The 20,537-nt window shown below is 69.4% G+C and carries 12 protein-coding genes; 6 read left to right on the top strand and 6 right to left on the bottom strand.

Translation table 11 applies throughout. The features are described 5' to 3' along the window. The first annotated feature begins 129 nt into the window (after window positions 1-129). A complete protein-coding gene (locus tag ACIRR8_RS02685; RefSeq protein ID WP_404058149.1) occupies window positions 130-399 on the top strand; it encodes a hypothetical protein in 270 nt (89 codons plus the stop codon). Window positions 400-501: 102 nt separating this feature from the next. Here ACIRR8_RS02685 and ACIRR8_RS02680 read toward each other — a convergent pair whose 3' ends face one another. Next, on the bottom strand, window positions 502-2,535 hold the full coding sequence (locus ACIRR8_RS02680) for a PA14 domain-containing protein (RefSeq protein ID WP_404058699.1): 2,034 nt from the start codon (window positions 2,533-2,535) through the stop codon (window positions 502-504). Window positions 2,536-3,101: 566 nt separating this feature from the next. On the opposite strand from ACIRR8_RS02680, the gene ACIRR8_RS02675 reads away from it, so the two are divergent. Together ACIRR8_RS02675 and ACIRR8_RS02670 are read left to right on the top strand one after the other, a co-directional pair. Beyond that, window positions 3,102-3,314 (top strand): hypothetical protein, encoded by a 213-nt coding sequence (locus tag ACIRR8_RS02675; RefSeq protein ID WP_404058147.1) that lies wholly within the window; start codon window positions 3,102-3,104, stop codon window positions 3,312-3,314. 128 nt (window positions 3,315-3,442) lie between these two features. After that, entirely contained in the window at window positions 3,443-4,819 is a 1,377-nt protein-coding gene (locus tag ACIRR8_RS02670; RefSeq protein WP_404058145.1) for a DUF4157 domain-containing protein, read from the top strand. A gap of 13 nt (window positions 4,820-4,832) precedes the next feature. On the opposite strand, the gene ACIRR8_RS02665 is transcribed toward ACIRR8_RS02670, so the two are convergent. The 4 genes from ACIRR8_RS02665 to ACIRR8_RS02650 all read right to left on the bottom strand — a co-directional run bounded on the left by ACIRR8_RS02665 (window position 4,833) and on the right by ACIRR8_RS02650 (window position 14,935). After that, window positions 4,833-5,549: a VOC family protein gene (locus ACIRR8_RS02665; protein WP_404058143.1), complete on the bottom strand. Its 717-nt coding sequence runs from the start codon at window positions 5,547-5,549 to the stop codon at window positions 4,833-4,835. 224 nt (window positions 5,550-5,773) lie between these two features. Beyond that, window positions 5,774-11,995 carry a DNRLRE domain-containing protein gene (locus ACIRR8_RS02660; RefSeq protein ID WP_404058141.1) on the bottom strand — a complete coding sequence of 2,074 codons (6,222 nt, stop codon included), beginning with the start codon at window positions 11,993-11,995 and terminating at the stop codon, window positions 5,774-5,776. Between the two features lie 488 nt (window positions 11,996-12,483). Further along, a complete protein-coding gene (locus ACIRR8_RS02655; protein ID WP_404058139.1) occupies window positions 12,484-13,047 on the bottom strand; it encodes a hypothetical protein in 564 nt (187 codons plus the stop codon). A gap of 205 nt (window positions 13,048-13,252) precedes the next feature. Continuing rightward, a complete protein-coding gene (locus ACIRR8_RS02650; RefSeq protein ID WP_404058137.1) occupies window positions 13,253-14,935 on the bottom strand; it encodes an MFS transporter in 1,683 nt (560 codons plus the stop codon). 132 nt (window positions 14,936-15,067) lie between these two features. Between ACIRR8_RS02650 and ACIRR8_RS02645 the strand changes: the two genes are divergently transcribed. Beyond that, window positions 15,068-15,586 carry a MarR family winged helix-turn-helix transcriptional regulator gene (locus ACIRR8_RS02645; RefSeq protein ID WP_404058135.1) on the top strand — a complete coding sequence of 173 codons (519 nt, stop codon included), beginning with the start codon at window positions 15,068-15,070 and terminating at the stop codon, window positions 15,584-15,586. A gap of 124 nt (window positions 15,587-15,710) precedes the next feature. On the opposite strand, the gene ACIRR8_RS02640 is transcribed toward ACIRR8_RS02645, so the two are convergent. After that, window positions 15,711-16,217 (bottom strand): hypothetical protein, encoded by a 507-nt coding sequence (locus tag ACIRR8_RS02640; protein WP_404058133.1) that lies wholly within the window; start codon window positions 16,215-16,217, stop codon window positions 15,711-15,713. 199 nt (window positions 16,218-16,416) lie between these two features. Between ACIRR8_RS02640 and ACIRR8_RS02635 the strand changes: the two genes are divergently transcribed. Beyond that, window positions 16,417-18,678, top strand: a complete 2,262-nt coding sequence (locus ACIRR8_RS02635; RefSeq protein ID WP_404058131.1) for an ATP-dependent RecD-like DNA helicase — start codon at window positions 16,417-16,419, stop codon at window positions 18,676-18,678. 214 nt (window positions 18,679-18,892) lie between these two features. Beyond that, window positions 18,893-20,191 (top strand): citrate synthase, encoded by a 1,299-nt coding sequence (locus ACIRR8_RS02630; RefSeq protein WP_109165615.1) that lies wholly within the window; start codon window positions 18,893-18,895, stop codon window positions 20,189-20,191. The last annotated feature ends 346 nt before the right edge of the window (window positions 20,192-20,537 follow it).

The raw sequence follows: 20,537 nt of genomic DNA, 5'->3' as shown, positions 1-20,537 counted from the left end.
CCCTCACCTGCGCCGTTCGGGGGTGCGGCGGCCTGCACCCCCGAACGGCCGCCACTGCGTCGACGCACCGGCTACAGAAACCGCGGGAACGGGGCGACTGGCCGGGCGCCCGGGGGGTATCCGTCGAACATGGCCTTCATGAAGCGTGTAGCCCTCGCCCCTCGCGCTGTACGTCAGCTACGGCGCATCCGCTCGGTCTACCTGGGCGGCATGGTGCTCTCCCTGCTGGGACTGTTCCTCCAACTGGACCGCGGCGCGGGCGGCGGCCGCCAGATGGAGATCATGACCCTCATCCTTCTGGCGTTCACGGCCCTGTTCGGCCTGACGATCGTCCAGCTGTGGCGCCACACGAGGACCGCCCACTGCAGCACGGCGAAGAAGCTGTCTCCGTCCGTCTGACCGGCGCCGCCGACCAGCGCCGGTGGCCACCCAGCAGGCGGAAGGCCTGTCCTCCGGCTCCGGATGAGCCCGGCAGATGCGGAGGACAGGCCCTCAGGTTCCTCAGACGCGGTCCTGGAAGACGATGTACCACGGGTACGTTCCCACCACGGTGCCGTCGGCCGTCACGGCCTCAAGCGTGTAGAAGTACGTGTTCCCCTTGGTCGCCGTGGAGTCCTCCCACGTCCGGGCGCCCGCCGGTAGCAGTCCGTCGTGCTGGGGCTCGTACGCCTTGGCCGTCGGGTTCCACCGGCTCACGCGGAAACCTGCGACCGTGGCGCACCGGGCTGTGTCGGTGCATTGCCAGTCGACGGACGGACGAGTTGCTGACCGGTTGTGGCCCAGGTGGCCGAGGCTCCAGTCGTGGGTGACGGTCACGGACGGCCGGACATCGCGTTCGGTGGCCTCGACCACGGTGACCTTCGGATCGCTCGGGTGCAGCGTGTTGCCCCAGTGGTCCTTGGCCACCACCGCGTATACATGCGTCTGGCCGTCCGGCAGGTTGCCGCAGAGGATCGCGAGCCAGTTGCTCGTGCCCTCCGAGCAGGTGTCGGGACCGAGCCACTTGACCGTGCCGCCGGCCTGCCGGGTGCCCTTCCACACCACGTACTCGTCGATGTCGTCCTCGGGCGAGGCTGCCCAGCTCACCAGCATGCCGTCGCCCCGCGCGGTGACCTTCACGCCGGTGACCGGGCCGGGTGCCACGGTGTCGCCGGTGCGGACGACGAGCGGGGCGGAGTACGCCGACTCGTTGCCGTACGGGTCCACCGCCGTGACGGCGTACGTCACATACGTGTTCGCGGGCATGCCCACGTCGTAGCAGTTGCCGGCGTCGTCGCTCTCCTCCGCGACGCAGGCCACCTGGGCGCGCGCTGCCGGGTCGAACGTCTTGCCGGGCGAGCGGTACACGCGGTAGTACCCGCCGTTGCCGTAGTCCTCCAGGAAACTGTCGGGCTGGTGCCAGTGCAGGTCGGTGTAGCCGGGACGGGCCACGACGTTGAGGCCGGTCGGGGACTTCGGTGGCATCCGGTCGACGCCGTCGCTGGTGACCGCCGCGTACGCCCCGGGGTTGCCGGCCGCATCAAGGGCCCGGACCCGGTAGTACGTGTTCTTGTTCACGGCGCCATCCGTCCGGTACGACGTCGTGGTCGTCGTGCCGCGCAGCTCGAACGGTCCGGCGGGCGTGGGGGAGGCGTACACCTCGTACTTCGCCGCGTCGGCGGCCTTCTGCCAGTTCAGGGTGTCGTACCACCCGTCGCCGGTGGTGACCACAAGTCCGGTGGGGGTGGCCGGCCCGGTGCGGTCGACGGTTGTCGCCGTCACGTCCGGGCTGCCGGTGGACTCGCGGCCCGCCTTGTCGACGGCGCGGACCTCGTACAGAAAGGTCTGGCCGGTGGCGGGCGGGGCATCGACGAAGGACCGGGTGGTCAGCGCGGACGTCCCGCTGACCTTGGCCCAACTGGTGGTGCTCAGCCGGCGGTACACGCGGTACCCGGCGAGGTCCATCTCCTTGTTGGCGGCCCAGCGCAGGGTGGTCCTGGCCGTCGCCCGGTCGTACGCGGCGGTGAGCCCGGTCGGGGTGAGCGGCTTGACCTTGTCGACGGCGGCCTCGGTGCGCGGGGCGTACGTGAAGGCGGCGTTGGCGACGCCGGTCCAGGCGACGAAGTCCACGCGGATCGTGTGCTTGCCCGCCGGGATGGTCAGGTCGACGGTCTTGCGGACGGTGGCGGAGACGTTCTTCCACAGGTCGATCTTCCGCACACCGTCGACGTAGACGCGCATTCCGTCCTGCGTGGCGGCGGAGAGCCGGAAGGGCCCGCCCGAGCCGAAGTCACGGTCGAGGGACCAACGGACGGAGAAGTTGTCCTTGGGCAGCGTGACGCCGGCCGGGCCGCCGGTCCCGTAGCTCTCGCTGATGGCGGTGTCACAGGCGGTGAGCTTCGGCGTGCCGCTGAAGGTGGAGTTGCCGAAGTACTGCGCCTTCCAGACGGGAGAGGCGCAGGTGACCGCCGCCGAGGCGGGAGCGGCGGTCACCAGGCCACCGGTGGTGGCAAGCGCGGCTGTCGCGGCCAACGCGGACAGCCGGGTACGAGTCATCACAGAGAAAAGGCCCCTTTCGGACCACGTCAGATCATAAGAAGAGTCAGGCGCCTGTGTGACTCGTGAGTCGGGGGCAGGGTTGTCCGTACCTCCACACTTTTCCGGCAGCGACCGCCTCTCACCCGTGGCCGAGGCCCACCCGCCCCAGCCCCCGCCCCAAGTCGGCGTCAAGCGCCCCAAGCCGGCGTCAAGTCGTACGGCTGCCCCATCTGTACGGGTGAAGCCGCAGCCGATCGCCGCCGGGAGCCCCAACACACCCACCACGATGGCCATCCGTGCCGCCGACCCAAGGACAGGGAGCCATCGTGTCGGATCACGCCCCGGACCACCCACCGAAGACCCCGCCCCCGCCGAAGCGCCCGATTTCGCCGCCGCGTCCGGAGACCGGCCTCACGGCCACCCCGCGGGCCCGGACGCTGGTCCGAAACCGAAGATCCGCGAACTGGCAGCTCGCAAGCGCTCCTTGGGCTCCGGAGAAGGCCTCAGGGCATGTGCTTCACCGGCTGCGCGAATGGGGTTTCCGAGAAGCGGGCCGCGCCGCCGCGGAGTTGACGGAGTTACTCGTGCGCACGGCGGTCGCGGACGGCGGCCGCAGGGTGTCCGTACACCTCGCGGACCAGGGGCACCAGGCACTCATCGTCGCCCTCTCGCACCAGCCGGCGCACGAGGCCGCGAATGGTGCGCTACTGCCAGAGCTCACCCGCCTCGGCGCCGTGTCGTGCGGCACGGACACCGCGGCGGACGGCCGACGGGTGTGGGCGGTGCTCGACCTGTAAGCGACTTGACCCCGCAGCGGCGCGCCGGGTCTGCACCCACCGCCCTTCTCTGGCGCGCGCGAGCCTGATAGAGCTTGGTACGGGCAACCGCAGCCGGTGCGGGCGCCGTTGACGGCGAGGAGTGGCTCTTGCACGGTAGGGCGCATCACCCGGACAACGACGAGGCGACGCCCACCAGGCCGCCCGCCGGCAGAAGCGTGCGCGTCCCGGCCCTGGCCGATCAGGAGATCCGCCACGGCGCGCCCCTGCCCCCGGCAACCGCCGATTTCCTCCAGCGCTCCATCGGCAACGCCGCGCTCGCCCAGATGATCGAGGACCAGCGGCACGGCCACGACCCCTCCCGCAGCCACCACCCGGACACCACAGCCGCACAGGAGTCCGAGGCCGACACCTCGGTACAGCGCTCCAGCGTGCACGACGTCCTGCGCTCGCCCGGGCGGCCGCTCGCCGAACCGGTGCGTACGGAAATGGAGTTACGCCTCGGGGAAGGTTTCGAGTCCGTACGCGTCCACGACGGCGCCTCCGCCGCCCGCTCCGCGTCCGAGATCGGCGCCCGCGCCTACACCTCCGGCGACCACGTCGTGCTCGGCCACGGAGGCACGGACAAGCACACCCTCGCCCACGAACTCACCCACGTGATCCAGCAGCGCCAAGGCCCGGTGGCCGGCACCGATACCGGATCCGGGCTGCGCGTGTCGGACCCCTCGGACCACTTCGAGCGCGCGGCCGAAGCGAACGCCACAGCTGCCCTGGCCCGGCCCCTGCCCGCCCCGGCGGCGGACCGGGACCGCCTCTCCCCGGGCCCGGGCCCTGTACCGCTCGGCGCAGCCCGATCCGCAGGCCACTCCTCCTCATCGCCCGTCCAGCGCGCTCCCTCCACGGGGAGCACGGCCACCGGCACCGCCGCCCCCGTCGCTTCGCAGGCCGCGCTCACCAACCTGCCGGCGGACGAACTGGAAGGCGAGTGCGGCTACTTCGAACGCAGGCGGCAGCTGAGTGTCAACCCGCCTCAGCAAGGACTGATCATCCAGGAGATCAACCGGGTCTTCGCGGTGGAGCAGTGGGACGGCTCGGCGTGGACGGCCCTACCCGCCGCGAACATCGACGCCTACGTCACAGCCCAGCGATCCAACGTGTTCGCCTCCGTCGGGCGCTACTGGGAGCTGTGGACCGTCGACGCGCAGGGCAACGTGTCCGACGGAGGGGAGGACACCTTCTCCCTCGCCTCCATCATCCCGGGGAGGAAGCGCAAGGACACCACCCGGGGCACGTACACGATCACGGGTGATGCGCGGTTCTATCCCACCACCGTGGCGCCGAGCGCGCTGGGATTCACTCAGGGCGGGGCCGGGCCCGCCGGGGGCCTGTTCAGTACGCTGACCGATCCGTCGGGCGCCATCGCGGCGAGCGGACTCGCCGCCACCGGCCAGCCGGTCCGCTGCCGGGTCCACGTGGCGTGGGACAGCTCCGCGCCGGACAGGTACTCCACTGTCACCATGACCTGACCTTGCCCGCTGTTCACCTCCGAAGATCACTCAGCCGGACCAGGGCATCGTGCGCCGTCTCCCGTTCCTCGACGCTGAGTTGGACCGCTGCCGCCTCCTCCAGCCAGCCCCGGGCTCCCTCCGTATCTCCCAACCGCTGCGCGATGTCCGCGCGCAGCACCAGCAGTTGCACCCGCTGTACCGGAGTCGGCCGCTCGTCCTCCAGGTTCAGCACCCGGTCGATGATCCTGACGGCACCCGGGTAGTCCTGCTTGGAGTCCGCGAACAGGTCCGCCATGTGCAAGGCCCGGGCGAACGTCTCTTTCGGGGCGGTTGCCGCGGGCTCCTCGGCGTCGGCGTTGCCGAGTGTCCGGCCCACCCGGATCGTGTTGCCGGTCGGGTCGGTCGTCAGGAACTGCCGTACTCCGTAAGACATGTCCTTCAGCGGGCCGATACGCGGCAGCCCTCGCGTCGGGATGCGTCCGTACGCGGCCTTGAGGCCCGACCGGAAGGCCGCGTGCAGGCCGTCCACGTCGTCGGTGAGCACGTAGCAGGTCGAGTGCGACGCGGCCGGGTCGTAGTCCTTCATGCCGTACAGCTGGATCTCCACGGCTCCCCGCTCGACCACCGCGTACGCGTACGGGCTCTTCTGCAGGTGCGTCGTCTCGAAGCCCAGGGCTGTGTAGAAGTCGACCACGGACTGGATCAGTTCCGTCCGGCACGGCAGCAGCGGAATGGTCTTCTCAGTCATGACGTCGAATCTAGTCAAGTTTGAGTAGCTGGGCAATGGGTCATGACAGCCCGAGCCTTCGCGGCCCCGCCGTCCCCGCTGCCTCCGCCGCGGTCGAACAGCGAGACCAGCCCGTAGATCCGGATCCCGAAGAAGGCGACCGGGCGCAGGGCGTCTCCGGTACGCGCAGGGGGGCGGCGCCCCCGGCGCCGCCCCCCTCTCACCGAACCGCTACAGCTGTTCGGCTAGACCCACGTCTTCCCCTTCGCGTTCGACTTCAACTTGTGCTTCTTGACCTTGTCCTTGCAGAGCCGGCACGCGGTCTGCTTCGCCTTGCCGTAGGTCCAGGCAGTGATCTTCTTTCCCACACCCCTGCCGACCGTGTTGTTGTACGAGTCGGCCTTGGAGTCGCGCTTCGCCGCGGCGGACTTGCCCGCGTTCTTCTCGTGCGCGTTGCCCAGGGCCTTCGCGAGGCTCGACCCGACCGACCAAGTGAGCATGGCCTGCCAGATGCAGTGGCGGTAGGCGTTCTGCTTCGCTCCGTTCGAGTACCTCTTCTTGGCCTCGCCCAGTGCCCAGTTGGTCACGTAGATCATGTCCGCGCACCACAGGAAGAACAGGGCACAGATCGCGGCTTCGGGTACGAGCCCGCCGATGGCGTAGTTCCCGCTGATGTCGTAGCAGTTCACCGGGTCGCCGAAGCAGTAGTCGTAGGAGCTGGCGTTGCCTCCGACGATACGGTCGGTGGAGAGGAACCGGCCGGTGGCCGAGTCGTACAGGCGCACCCCCATCAGTGTGGCGGTGCTGGGCGTCTCCGACGAGCGCCGCTCCGCGCCGATCCAGCCGTACCGGGCCGGGTCGGTGCCGGGAAGGCGGTTGCCGAACTCGTCGTAGCTGTTGACCACCGGAGTCGTGGCGTCCACCAGGGGAATCTGCGTGGCCACGTCGCCGTGGATGTTGGTGAGCTGGAGGACCACGTCACCGGCGGCGCCGGTCGTGGCGATCAGGTCTCCTGTCAGGTCCGACAGGTTCCGGGTGATCCTGCTGTCACCCTCGCTGATCCACGTGGGATTGTCCCCGTCGGCCCCGTAGTGGTTGCGCTTGGTCGAGGCCGTCGACCAGGTCCCGTTGTCATCCTTGTTCTCGGTCGTGAACGAGGCCAGCCTGCCGGCCGCGTCGAGGTCCCAGGTGGTGCGCTCCGAGCCCGCCGTGATCTGGCGGACGAGATCGTTGGCGAAGTAGGAGTTCTGGGCTCCGCTGCTCTGCGCGGTGGTGCGGCCGAAGGCGTCGTAGACCGTACCGGTGGCGATCAGCCTGTCGGCGGTGTCGTACGTGGAGTTGACCGTCTTCGTGGTGGGCGCGCCGCCCTCCACGTCGTCGACCGTGGTCACCAGGGACGTACGGTTGGTGTTGACGTCGAATCCGTAACCGCGGTGGGTGGTGACGCCGGCCTGGGTGTCGTCGGCCCTGGTCAGGCGGCCTGCCGCGTCGTAGGTGTAGTTCTGGTACGCGCCGCCGCCCGTGTAGGTGGTGCGGGACACGACCTGGCCGTGGATGTTCTCACTGACCGACTCGCCCTGGATGGTCCAGCCGGACTCCCAGTGCCAGTAGCGCGAGGTCTCGTTCCCCGTGGGATCGAGGTTGTATTCGACGTCGATGTTCCATGGCAGCGTCTGCTTGTAGAGGCGGCCGTCGGAGTCGTAGGAGGCGCTCACGTCGCCCGTGCTACCGAGCGCGGAGTCGTGCATTCCGGTCGGCTGGCCGGTGAGGCTCTGGTAGCTGTAGGTGGTTTCCGAGGGAACGGAGTCGGTCGTCCGCGTCACCCGGTCGCGGCGGTCGTACTCGGTGCGCGTGACATTGCCCGCACCGTCGTCGTACGAGATCTCACGGCCCAGCCTGTCGGTGACGTGGCGCACCGTACCGGTCCCGTCGGAGACGGTGACGGCCTGCCCGTTGGCCGGGTCGTAGGTGATGGTCTGCGTCGGTACGGCGGTGCCTGCTCCTCCCGTGATCGTGCTCTTGGTGCCGCGCCCGGCGCCGTCATAGGTGGTGACCGTGGTGCGCGTGACGCCGTTGGCGGTCTCGGTGACCTTGGTCACCTGGCCCAGGCGGTTGTACTCCAGGGTCTTGGTGGGCAGTTCGTCGGGGTTCGAGCCGCCACCGGTGATCTTGCCCGCCGGGCCGCTGGAGCAGAGCAGGTCGGCCCATTCGGGGCGCCCGGAGCAGGCGCCGGTCCCGTCTGCCGTCCAGTAGCGGGAAGCCACCGTTCCGGCGTCCGCGCCGTTGGACTTGGGTTGCATGCTCTTCAGGATGCGGCCCTGGGCGTCGAACTCGGAGGAACGGGTCAGCTTGATTCCGTTCGGGTCCGTGACCGTGGCGGTGGGCAGGCCCTTGACCCAGTCGTAACGGGTGTTGGTGGTTCGGACATCGCCGTCATTCGGGTAGCCCTCGATGAACGCGCCGGTCGATGTGGTGGTCGGCTGGTCCGCGACCCGGGCCGATCCGTCGGTGGGACGGCCTTCGTCGTACCGGGTGACGGTGTGCTGGCGCGCCGCCACCTGGGTTCCGGCCGCGATGGTGGGGCTGTCGGAATCGCCCTGGAGCTGCTGGGTCAGGGTGACCAGGTGGAGCGGGCCGTACTGATGCAGCTGCCGCTTGCCGTCGGCGGAGAACTCCGAGACCGTGGCCAGCTTGCGGGCACGTTCCGCCGGCGAGTCGGTGAGGATGCCGAGCTGGCTCTGCGTGGTGACCTGGTAGTCGGCGTCGCCGAGGGCGAGTTCGCGGTTGGTGGCGCCCAGCTCCAGGACGACGTTGCCGAAGGAGTCGTACTGGGTGGTGGTCAGGTGCCGGCCGGGCAGGCCCGTGTTGACCTGGAGGCCCGAGGCGTTGGTGTAGGTGGTGGTCGCCTTGTCGTAGTCACCGGCATTGAGGTCATTCCCGTTGTGCGATGCGGGCACCTGGTCGGCCGGGAAGACGGCGGTGGCGTCCGTCGGTGCGTCCGTCTGGCCCCATGTCAGGGCCGCGGCCGGAGAGAGCTGATTGGGTGCCTTGGTGCCGGTGAGCGGTACGTCGTAGACCAGCGAGGTCGCCGACGTACCGCCGTCGGTCTCGTCCTTGCTGCCCGGCTTCAGGGTCGGCCGGGACACGGAGAGCAGCATGCCCTCGCCCGCGACCGTGCTGGAGCCGGCCTTCCCGTACGAGAAGGTCCACGGCAGCTCGCCCGGCGGGGTCTGGGTGACCACGCGGCCCGCGCTGTCGTAGGTGTAGGCCGTCTTCAGCGCGGGGGAGACCCTCGGGTCCCACTGCTCACGCAGGCGCCCCGAGGCGTCGTAGGCGTAGTTCGACACGATCGTGGCCGTGGCGTTCGCCGCGCCGGGGTCGGTGGACCACAGGCGGATGCGGGCGACCTGCCCGGTGTAGTCGCCCAGCGTGCTCCCGGTGGCCGTGGTCGTGGTGGCGTACTGGTACTCCAGGATCCGGCAGCCCCTGGTGGAAGGGGTGTTCGCGCACGTGGCGTTGGTGACCGCAGAGGTGGGAGCGATCACGTACTTCGGGCGGGCCAGGACGGCGCTGCCCACGACCACCTTCTCCGAGACCAGAGAGGTGGTGGAGTTGTCCGTCGGGAGGCTGCTCTGAGAGAGCTGCCAGATGGTGGCGGCGGCATCGATCTTGGTGAACTGGGAGACGGTCCCCTCGGTGTCCTTGAGGGTGAAGGAGCCGGTCAGGCTGCCCGTCAACGTGAGGGCCTCTGCGCCCTCCTCGGGCCTCCAGCCACCTCCGCTCGTCGCCGTGAAGCCGGTCTCCTCGCCGTCGATGTCCACCACCGCGACCGAGGTGTTCGACGTCTTGCGCAGGTAGAGCGATTCGGTGGCGGAGAGTTCCGCGGCAGCGCCCGCGGTCCACTGGGGACCGAAGATGGCCACCTGTCCCTCCTGTTGTCCGCCCTCGGAGGGCCGCCGCGAAGAGGCCGTGCGGCTGGCCGTCAGGCCGAACGCCGAGCTGTCCGTCTCGGTCAGCACGAAGTCGCCGGTGAGCATGTTGGCGTCACCCGGACCGGCGGCCTGGGTGGGTGCGGCGCCCGCCTTCCGGTCGACGGTGATCGAGGTGGCGGGGGAGACGTCGGTGCTCGTGCCGTCGGTGAAGACCGCGCGGACGTCGATCGGGCCGTCCTCGGTGAGGCTGCTGGTGATGTTCCACACCAGCGCCTCGGACAGGCCACCGCTCACCGCGGCAGGCCAGGAGGCGAGGGCCGTGTTGTCCGCCCGGCGCCGTACATCGGCGACCGGGACGTCCTTCCAGGCATCGGTCTCACCGCGCCGGTACTGGTAGCGCACCCCGGTGTCGGAGCTCTTGCCCTGACCGGTCAGTACGGTCCGCCGTGCCGGACGGTCGCCCTGGCCCGGCGAGAGGAGGGCCGCGCCCGAACCGGCGAAGAAGGTGAAGGAGGTGGTGGCGGAGACGTTGCCGGCGGCGTCCCTGGAGCGTGCCGCCAGGGTGTGCTTGCCCGCGCGGAAGACCGGCCTGGCTGTCACGGCCGAGCCGGTGGTGGCGATCGACTGCCACGCCCCGCCGTCCAACTGCCACTGGACCGACATCACGTCCGTGGCCGGGGGAGTGAGGGTGAAGTCACCGGTGAAGTCGCCCTTGTCGTCCGGCGTGCCGGACCACTGCCCGGCGGGGAAGCCGGCCGAGGCGACCGTGGTCGCGGCAGGCGCCGTGGTGTCCACGACCAGGGTGCGGAACGCCGACCAGGCGCTGGTGGCGGAGCCGTCGGTGGCCCGCGCCCGCCACTTGTAGGAGCCGGCCGGCAGGGCGGCGGAGGTCCAGTCCGCCTGGGCACCCGAGGCGACCGCCGCGCTGTTGCCGGTGCGCAGTGCGGAGGTGCCGGCGGAGGTCCACACCTCGTAGTTGAGGGTGACCTGAGAACCGTCGCCGTCCAGGGCCTTCGCCGACAGCGTCGGCGTGGTGTCGTTGGTGGCGGCTCCGGCAGCCGGGGCTATGAGGGTTGGCAGGTCGGGGACCGAGTTGTAGGTGACCGAGAGATAAGGGGTGTTGGAGGCGGCGTTGCCGGAGTTGAAGCGCTTCCAGCCGGCCGGCTCGTCCTCGTTCGTGGCCCGCAGCCCCAGGTGGTTGCTTCCGTTGCCGTTGCCCGCCCACGCCTTGGCCAGCGAGGTCACGTCCGCGTTGACCCAGCCGTCGTTGCAGGCGCTGGAGAAGCCCTTGGTCTGGGTGCTGGTGGCGTACTTCGTCGTCCAGGCCGGCTGCGCGGTCCAGCGCGATCCGGTGCCGGAGGCTCCGGTCGACCACACCTCCCAGGCGGCGGGGGTGCAGGACCAGGAGTGGTAGGAGAACAGGTTCAGCTTCGCCGCGGTGACCTGCTTGCCCGTGATGTTCTTCATCGGGAACGAGAGGAACGACCGGGCCACCTGAGAGGACCCGTTGTTGCCGAGCTTGAGGTCCGTCGAGGTCGACTGGTCGGTCGTGTAGCCCTGTTGAACGAAGGTGTCGAAGCTGGCCCCGACGTTGATCGCCGGGTCGATCGTCACGGGGAACTGTGTCGCGGGATCGGCCAGGAACTTCGCGTCCGGCGTCAGCGTCAGGGTGACGGTGTCGCCGTCCTGGGCCACTTTCACCGCCACCGGGGCGGTGTGCTCGTGTTCACCGGACGACGCGTCCACCTTCGCGTCCCACATCACCGGCGCGGGCATGGCGCCTACGGGCCTGCCCTTGGCGTCCTTGAAGGAGACCGAACCGTCCGGGTTCACCTGGGCGGTCAGGCCCTTGGCCGTGAGGCTGTAGGCAATCGCACCGCTCGCGTCGACGGCGGAACGATTCTTCAGTTCCAGGAACTGCTCGTAGCCGCTGCGCGTCGACTCGATCAGGAGGTCCGCGGAGGGGAGGGCGTTCCGGTACCGGGCGACGGTGCTCTCCTCGCCCTCGATCTCCGGTGCGGGCAGCGCCCCGTACCAGCCCAGCTGAATCCGCTGACCGGTCCGGCCCTCCAACGTCACCAGGGGAACGCCGGCCGAAGCGGTCTTCCTGCCGGTGCTTCTCAGCCCCTTGGGAGCCGCGCTCCGGCCGGCCAGGCGCAGTCCGTGGGGATGCCTGCGGGCCCCGACCGAACCGTCCGAGAGCTTCTGCAGGGAGATGTCGATGTCCTGCCACGCGCCCCGGTCGTCCTTGAACCGTATCGGTCCGGTGTGCGCCTCCTCGGTCACCGAACCGTCGGGGTTCACGTGGACCGTCGAGGTCACGGTACGCGCGTCCAGCGCCTCGATCCGACGGTTCTGGATCTTCGCCTTCAGCCGGGCGGCAGCCACCGACCCCGCGGTCGCCGGCCCGAGGATCTTCGCGTCGGCTCCCTTTTCGGCAGGAACAGCCGTCCGCTCGAAGCCCATCGCCAGATTGGCGGTTCCGACCATGATGGTGGCTTCGAACGCCATCGTCAGCACGACGGCCGCGGCCACGGGGCGCAGACGCCTCAACTGGACGGGCGGCAGGAAGGGCTGAACGGATGGTGCGTTCGGTCTTTTTCCTGGTCGCAGGAACTTCCCTGTCACTCTCACTCCTCGCACATGGTGCGGGTGTACCCCGCATGCACATGGGATCCTCACATGTTGCACACAGGTGTCAACGAGCCAGTAAGCGGAGTAAGGGCGTCCATGGAGGGCATCCAGGGCCCACGAAGGGGCATTCGGGTTACCCGACGGAAAAGTAACGGACGTTCGCGGCAAAATGATCACCTGGGGAGCGTGGTGAGCGGCTCCACTCTTTGCTCATTCTTGACGCTCCCGGCTCCCGTGCTTCACACGGAAGAGCCACCTCCACGGCTCGGTGAGCCATCAGATACGGCGGCGCCAGGTGAGGTTGAGTCACCTGGCGCCGGGGGTCTCTTCGAGGGCGAGGTTGGTGAAGACCGCGGTCGGGAGCAGCACCGGGCCGTCGCGGACCTGTTTCAGTCCGAGCAGTCCGCGGGTGAGCCGTCTGCGGCCGCGGTGATCTCCACGCGGTATCCGGATCCGGAGCTGAACTCGGGGCCGGGCTCGCGCTCTTCCGCCTCCAGGATCTCCTTGGTCAGGAAGTAGATGTCCAAAGCGGTCGCCCGGTCTCCTTCGGTCCTGGTGAAGCAGAGGCCGGCGAACTGTCCGTCGTTCGACGACCCCTGGTCGGGGCGGCCCGGCTGCCAGCCCTCCCGCTGCGCCACGGACCGGTAGTGCGCGGCTGTTTCGGCCTTGTCGCCGCGGAGGACGTAGGTCCGTGAGGCGTACAGTTGCGCTTCTCCGCTGTCCTGCCAGCAGCCTGACTCCAGCTTCTCGAAGCCCTTGGGGACGACGGCTCCTTCAGGCTCTGAGCCCAGGACGTCGTACGACTCCAGCTTCTTGATCCGGCTCTCGGTGCCATCGCACCCCGAGGTGGACGCGGCGTCGGCGATCGACTGGCATCCGGTGAGAGCTCCGGCTGCCACCGCCACCGTCAGGAGCAGGGCGGCGCAACGGCCGGGCCCTGTGTGAACTGCCAAGTGGACTCCCCTGGTTGGTAGGCCCGGGCGGCCGGATTTCCGCAGGCCCGGGGCTCGCACGGCCGGTTACGTTAGCACGCTGCTCCTTGGCTTTCCCGGCGAGAGGAAGAGGTCCCGGTCCCACGTGACTTTCGGTGCCACGCGCTCATGACGGCCGCAGGGGGGAGGGCGTACGGGTGAGTCGTCCGCCGGGTTTCAGCCGGCCTCACCGGGCCGGGTCGCCCGCTCCTTGCCGCTCGCTCCGCTTCTCCTCCGCCCGCGCGTCCGTACGCGCCTTCGGTGACATGAACAGCGTCGCCGCCAGCGCCAACAGCAGCAGCCCCGCGCACACGTATCCGGAGACCTGCACCCCCACCGCCATCGCCTCGCGCGCCGCCTCCGCCGCCGTCGCCGTACGCGGGTCCGCCGCGAAGGCCCCGATCACCGAACCGGCGCTCTCCGTGACGACGTCGCCCAGCCGTTCCGCCTCACCGGCGGCCACTTCGTCCCGGGTGAGGCGGTCGGTCATGCCGGACGCCAGCGTGCTGAAGAAGAGCGTCGTGAGGAGCGCGATGCCCAGCGCCGAGCCGAGTTCGCGCGCCGCGCTCTGGATGCCCGAGCCCTGCCCGGCGCTTCGGGACGGTACGTCGACGAGCACGATGTTGGTGACCTGCGCCGTGGCGAAGCCGACGCCGACCCCGTACACGAACAGCGCGGTCGTGATCAGCCACCAGGTGCTGTCCGTCGAGGCGATCAGCGCCAGCATCGCCAGGCCCGCCGCCTCCAGCACCAGGCCGATCCGGACCTGCGTGAGGGCGGAGACCGTCGCCGACATCGGGAAACCGGCCCCGGAGGCGGCGAAACTGCCCGCCGCCAGGGCGACCAGCGCGAGGCCCGCCTGGAACGCGCTGTAGCCGAGGGCGAACTGGAGCCAGAGCGGCAGCACCGCGATGATGCCGAACTCGCCGAGCCCGACCATCAGCGTCACGAAGTTGCCGTTGCGGAACGAGCGGATGGAGAAGAGGCCGACGTCCATCAGCGGCTCGCCGCCCGACCGGCCGAGCACCGCCTGCCGCCGCCAGAACGCGCCCAGGGCCAGGGCGGACGCGAGGAAGGCGACCAGGACCGGTGACGGGCCGCCGCTCCACGTGAGGCCGCCCACCTCCAGCGGTTTCGTCGTCATCAGCCAGCCGTGCGTGCGGCTCTCGATCAGGGCGTACGCGAGCAGGCCGAGGCCGGCCGCCGAGAGTACGGCTCCGACGCCGTCGATACGGCCCCGGGTGCGCGGCGAAACGTCCAGGTACAGCAGGCCGCCCGCCACGATCAAGGCCACGAGCGGGATGTTGATGCCGAAGGCCCAGCGCCAGGAGAAGTCCGCGAGCCGGCCGCCCAGCAGCGGTCCCACGGCAGCGGCCGCTCCGATCGTCGAGCCCCAGACGGCGAACGCTTGGCCGCGCGCCCGGCCGGAGAACGTGGCGTTCAGCAGGGCCAGCGAGGTGGGCAGGATCATCGCTCCGCCGACGCCCTGGACGAACCGGGCCAGGATCAGCAGCCCGCCGCTGGGCGCGAGGGCGGCCAGCAGGCTCGTCGCGCCGAACGCGACGAGGCCCAGCAGGAAGATCCGGCGCGCGCCGTAGAGGTCGCTGAGGCGGCCGGTGACCAGGAGGAGGGCCGCGAAGGTGATCGCGTAGGACTCCTGGATCCACTGCGCCTCGGACGAGCCGATGGCCAGGTCCTCGATGATCGGCGCCAGGATCACGTTGACGATCGTGATGTCCACGACGATCAGCGCGACGCCGAGGGCCACGGCGACGAGGCCGAGCCACTGACGTACCGAGGGAGGGGTTTCCGCAGGCCGGGAAGGTTCGGCGTGGCCGGAGGGTTCGGGCAGGCCGGAAGGTTCGGGCATGGCGCTTCGACTCCCTTGATTGCTTTACCGCAAAGGTAATTAGCTTTGCGGTAAAGGTAAAGTGGGCGCGGTAGGTTGTCAAAGCGAGGGAGACCGGAAGACCGGAAGCGGAAGAGAGGGTGAGGCGGAGCGATGGCCAACGCCGATGCGGGAGCCGGCGGGAACGGCGGTGGCGACGCGACCCGCGTCGACCACCTCATGGACGGCCTGCGCGCCTTCGGCGCCAACTACACCGAGTTCACGCGCCGCTTCGCGACCTGGCTCGGGCTGCACTCCACCGATGCCGCCGCCCTGGTGGAGATCCTGTACGCCGAGGACCAGGGCACACCGCTCTCACCCGCCCGCCTCAGCGAGCGCGTCTCGCTCTCCTCCGGCGCCACGGCCATCCTCCTCAAGCGGCTCGAACAGGCCGGGCACATCGTCCGCACCCGCGAGAGCACCGACCGCCGGGTCGTCACCCTGCGCAGCAGCCCCGGGATCCGGCCGCGCGCCGAGGCGTTCTTCGGTCCGTACGCGGAACGGATGGCCGAGGCGATGTCCGCGTACTCGCCGCAGGAGATCCAGCGGTTCGAGGACTTCATCGGGCGGCTGCGGTCGACCATGGACACCTTGCTCGCCAACGAGTACCGGGACGGCGGGCCCGCGGTGTAGGCGGTATTCCGGGGCGCGAACCGCGCTGTCGGTGGCGGACGGTGGCGTCGGGTCATGTCCGGCACGGCCGTTGTCGAAAGGGTTCTGGAGAGGATCACACCTCACCAGGCAAACGTGACCTGGATCACGATGAGGTGAGGTGCTCACTTGGTCGGACACGGGGAGCCGGCGCCTCTGCCGCTGTACACGCCGACTGCGGCTCGGTCTCTACGGCCAGTTCCCTCACGGTGACCGCAGGCCCTGACTTGCCGTCCAGTGCGACCTCGAAAGCGAAGCACCCTGTCACAAGTGTCGCTTCGGCGCGGAAGGCCCCCGGCCCGACGCCCAGCAGCTCTGCCGTCACCGTGAGATCGGGGCTCTGCCGCTCGACGCCGACCAGGCCCTGAGCCGGCTTTTCCCGTGGGAAGACCTGGGCGATCTCGCTGTCGTCCAGCACGCCGTCGGCTGCCGCGTCGGCGAGCCTCTCCTGCCGGGTCTCAGCGGCACTCCGCACGGCAGCGCGGGCCTTTGCCTCGGCGCGGTCGTCCGCCGTGGCCAGCCGGACCCACAGTCCGATGACACACACGAGAAGCAGCATGAGCACGGCCAGACAGCCGTCGAGCAGATACCCCCGGGCCGTTCCCCTGCGCACCCCGTCACGTCTTCCCATGGCATGAGCATGCAGGCGTCGAGGCGAGCCAGGGGGCGCGATTCCAAGCCGTTACCTCACGAGGACGGTCCGGCTGTCGCCACACGCCGGACATCCACCTCGCGGAATACGGTCCAGCCCGTTCTGTCGGTGGCGGGCGATAGCCTCGCAGGCATCGGAGACGTGGGAAGCCAGGTGGGACATGCCCGGTAGGGGAGTTGAGTCGCAGCAAGGCAGCCGCCAGGGTGTTTGTGAGGTGACCGGGGTCCTGGAGAGGATCACGTACGCCAACGAGGAGAACGGGTACACGGTCGCCCGCGTCGACACCGGGCGCGGGGCCGGGGATCTCCTCACGGTGGTCGGTGCGCTGCTCGGCGCGCAGGTCGGTGAGTCGCTGCGGATGGAGGGCCGTTGGGGCTCGCACTCGCAGTACGGCAAGCAGTTCACCGTCGAGAACTACACCACCGTCCTGCCCGCCACCATCCAGGGCATCCGCCGCTATCTCGGCTCCGGGCTGATCAAGGGCATCGGTCCGGTGATGGCCGACCGGATCACCACGCACTTCGGCGTCGACACCCTCGACATCATCGAGAACGAACCGAAGCGGCTCGTCGAAGTCCCCGGTCTCGGCCCCAAGCGCACGAAGATGATCGCGGCCGCGTGGGAGGAGCAGAAGGCGATCAAGGAGGTCATGGTCTTCCTCCAGGGCGTCGGCGTCTCGACCTCCATCGCCGTCCGTATCTACAAGAAGTACGAGGACGCCTCGATCTCCGTCGTGCGGAACCAGCCCTACCGGCTCGCCGCCGACGTGTGGGGCATCGGGTTCCTCACCGCCGACAAGATCGCCCAGGCCGTCGGCATCCCGCACGACAGCCCGGAGCGGGTCAAGGCGGGCCTGCAGTACGCCCTGTCGCAGTCCTCCGACCAAGGGCACTGCTACCTGCCGGAGGAACGGCTCATCGCCGACGGGGTCAAGCTCCTCCAGGTCGACACGGGCCTCGTCATCGAGTGCCTCGCCGAGCTCGCCGCCGATCCGGAGGGTGTCGTACGGGAGAAGGTGCCGTCCTCCGAGGGCGGTGAGCCGATCACCGCTGTCTACCTCGTGCCGTTCCACCGGGCCGAGCTGTCCCTCGCCGGACAGCTGCGGCGGCTGCTGCGGACCGAGGAGGACCGGATGCCGGCCTTCCAGGACGTGGCCTGGGAGAAAGCGCTGGCCTGGCTCGCGACGCGTACGGGGGCCTCGCTGGCGCCGGAGCAGGAGGAGGCCGTACGGCTCGCGCTCAGCCGGAAGGTGGCCGTCCTGACCGGCGGGCCCGGCTGCGGGAAGTCCTTCACCGTGCGCTCCATCGTCGAGCTGGCGCGGGCCAAGCGGGCGAAGGTGGTGCTGGCCGCGCCCACGGGGCGGGCCGCCAAGCGACTGGCCGAGCTGACGGGGGCCGAGGCCTCCACCGTGCACCGGCTGCTGGAGCTGAAGCCGGGCGGGGACGCCGCGTACGACCGGGACCGTCCGCTGGACGCGGACCTGGTCGTCGTGGACGAGGCATCGATGCTCGATCTGCTGCTGGCCAACAAGCTCGTGAAGGCCGTGGCACCCGGTGCCCACCTCCTCCTCGTGGGCGATGTCGACCAACTGCCCTCGGTCGGGGCGGGGGAGGTGCTCAGCGACCTGCTCGCGGAGGGCAGCCCCGTCCCCGCCGTCCGGCTGACCAGGATCTTCCGGCAGGCCCAGCAGTCGGGGGTGGTCACCAACGCCCACCGCATCAACGCCGGTCAGCCGCCGCTCACCCAGGGGCTGAACGACTTCTTCCTCTTCGTGGAGGACGAGACGGCGGACGCGGGCAAGCTGGCGGTGGATGTGGCGGCCCGCCGCATTCCGGCCAAGTTCGGCCTCGATCCCCGTCGTGACGTGCAGGTTCTCGCGCCGATGCACCGGGGTCCGGCAGGTGCGGGCGAGCTGAACGGGCTGCTCCAGCAGTCCATCACCCCAGGCCGCCCCGACCTCCCCGAGAAGCGGTTCGGCGGCCGTGTCTTCCGCGTCGGCGACAAGGTCACCCAGATCCGCAACAACTACGACAAGGGCGAGAACGGCGTCTTCAACGGCACGGTGGGCATCGTCACCGGCCTTGACCTGGACGAACAGCGGCTCACCGTCCGCACCGACGAGGACGAGGAGATCGGGTACGACTTCGACGAGCTGGACGAGCTGGCCCACGCGTACGCCATGACCATCCACCGCTCCCAGGGCAGCGAGTATCCGGCCGTCGTCATCCCCGTCACCAACAGCGCCTGGATGATGCTCCAGCGCAACCTGCTCTACACGGCAGTGACGCGAGCCAAGAAGCTCGTCGTGCTGGTCGGGTCCCGTAAGGCGATCGGCCAGGCAGTCCGTACGGTTTCCGCAGGCAGGCGCTGTACGGCACTGGATTTCCGGCTGCGGGGCGGCTCGGGCGAAGACTTCTCGTGACCCCCGCCCAAAAATGATCGATCAAATCGGTGGGAAACATCACGGAGGTCTTCCGGAACCGCAGTCAAGGGGGCAGGATGAGAAAGTTGACGGCACTCAGTGCCGCCAGTAGGTCCAATGGACGACCCCGAGTGCACTCTCCTGAGCCGAATGGGGGAGGGTGGAGACAGTCAGGGCACCTCGAAGAAGAGGCACTACGTCGGTGAGGGATGACGTGAGCGAGCACACCAACAACGCTGTAGTACTGCGGTACGGCGATGACGAGTACACCTACCCGGTGATCGACAGCACCGTCGGCGACAAGGGCTTCGACATCGGGAAGCTCCGGGCCAATACCGGCCTGGTGACGCTGGACAGCGGATACGGCAACACCGCCGCCTATAAATCCGCCATCACGTACCTCGACGGTGAGCAGGGCATTCTGCGCTACCGCGGATACCCGATCGAGCAGCTCGCCGAGCGCTCGTCGTTCCTCGAGGTCGCGTACACGCTGATCAACGGCGACCTCCCGAAGGTCGACGAGCTGGCGACCTTCAAGAACGAGATCACCCAGCACACGCTGCTGCACGAGGACGTCAAGCGGTTCTTCGACGGCTTCCCGCGCGACGCCCACCCGATGGCCATGCTCTCCTCGGTGGTCAGCGCGCTGTCCACGTTCTACCAGGACAGCCACAACCCGTTCGACGAGGAGCAGCGCCACCTCTCGACGATCCGCCTGCTGGCGAAGCTGCCGACGATCGCGGCGTACGCGTACAAGAAGTCGATCGGGCACCCCTTCGTCTACCCGCGCAACGACCTCGGGTACGTCGAGAACTTCCTGCGCATGACCTTCTCGGTCCCCGCCCAGGAGTACGAGCTGGACCCGGTCGTCGTCTCGGCCCTGGACAAGCTGCTCATCCTGCACGCGGACCACGAGCAGAACTGTTCGACCTCCACCGTCCGTCTGGTCGGCTCCTCGCAGGCGAACATGTTCGCCTCGATCTCCGCCGGCATCTCGGCGCTCTGGGGCCCGCTGCACGGCGGCGCCAACCAGTCGGTGCTGGAGATGCTCGAAGGCATCCAGGCCAACGGCGGCGATGTCGACTCCTTCATCCGCAAGGTGAAGAACAAGGAGGACGGCGTCCGCCTGATGGGCTTCGGCCACCGGGTGTACAAGTCGTTCGACCCGCGTGCCAAGATCATCAAGGCTGCCGCGCACGACGTGCTGTCCGCGCTCGGCAAGTCCGACGAGCTGCTCGACATCGCGCTCAAGCTGGAGGAGCACGCGCTCTCCGACGACTACTTCGTCTCGCGCAACCTCTACCCCAACGTGGACTTCTACACCGGTCTGATCTACCGGGCCATGGGCTTCCCGACCGAGATGTTCACCGTGCTCTTCGCGCTCGGCCGCCTTCCGGGCTGGATCGCGCAGTGGCACGAGATGATCAAGGAGCCGGGTTCGCGCATCGGCCGCCCGCGCCAGATCTACACCGGCGAGGTCCTCCGCGACTTCGTCCCGGTCGAGGGTCGCTGACCGTACCTCGTTCCGGTCGAGGGCCGCTCACCCGGTCTCGTACCGCCCTGTAGTACCCCGGCCTCTTCGGCCGACTGCCTTCGCCCCGCGTACCGCGCTTCGCACAGAGCGCGGTGTCCGGGGCGATTCGGCGTTTCCGGGGTCCGTGCGGGTGTTTGAGTGCCAGGCCGGGAGCGGAGGCTTGCACGGCCTGGACAAGCGAGAAACGCCCTGCCGCCGATCCCCCCACGGGTCGACGGTCAGGGCGCTTCCCATATCCCGGAGCGGATTCCCCCCACGGGATCCGGCCGGGCGTCTGAAGGGAGCCGAAGCTCCCGTTGTTGTGCTGTGCGCGGTCTGCCGGGGT

The organism is Streptomyces sp. NPDC101178, assembly GCF_044767965.1.
GTDB lineage: Bacteria > Actinomycetota > Actinomycetes > Streptomycetales > Streptomycetaceae > Streptomyces.
This window is presented reverse-complemented; position numbering and strand designations above follow the sequence as displayed.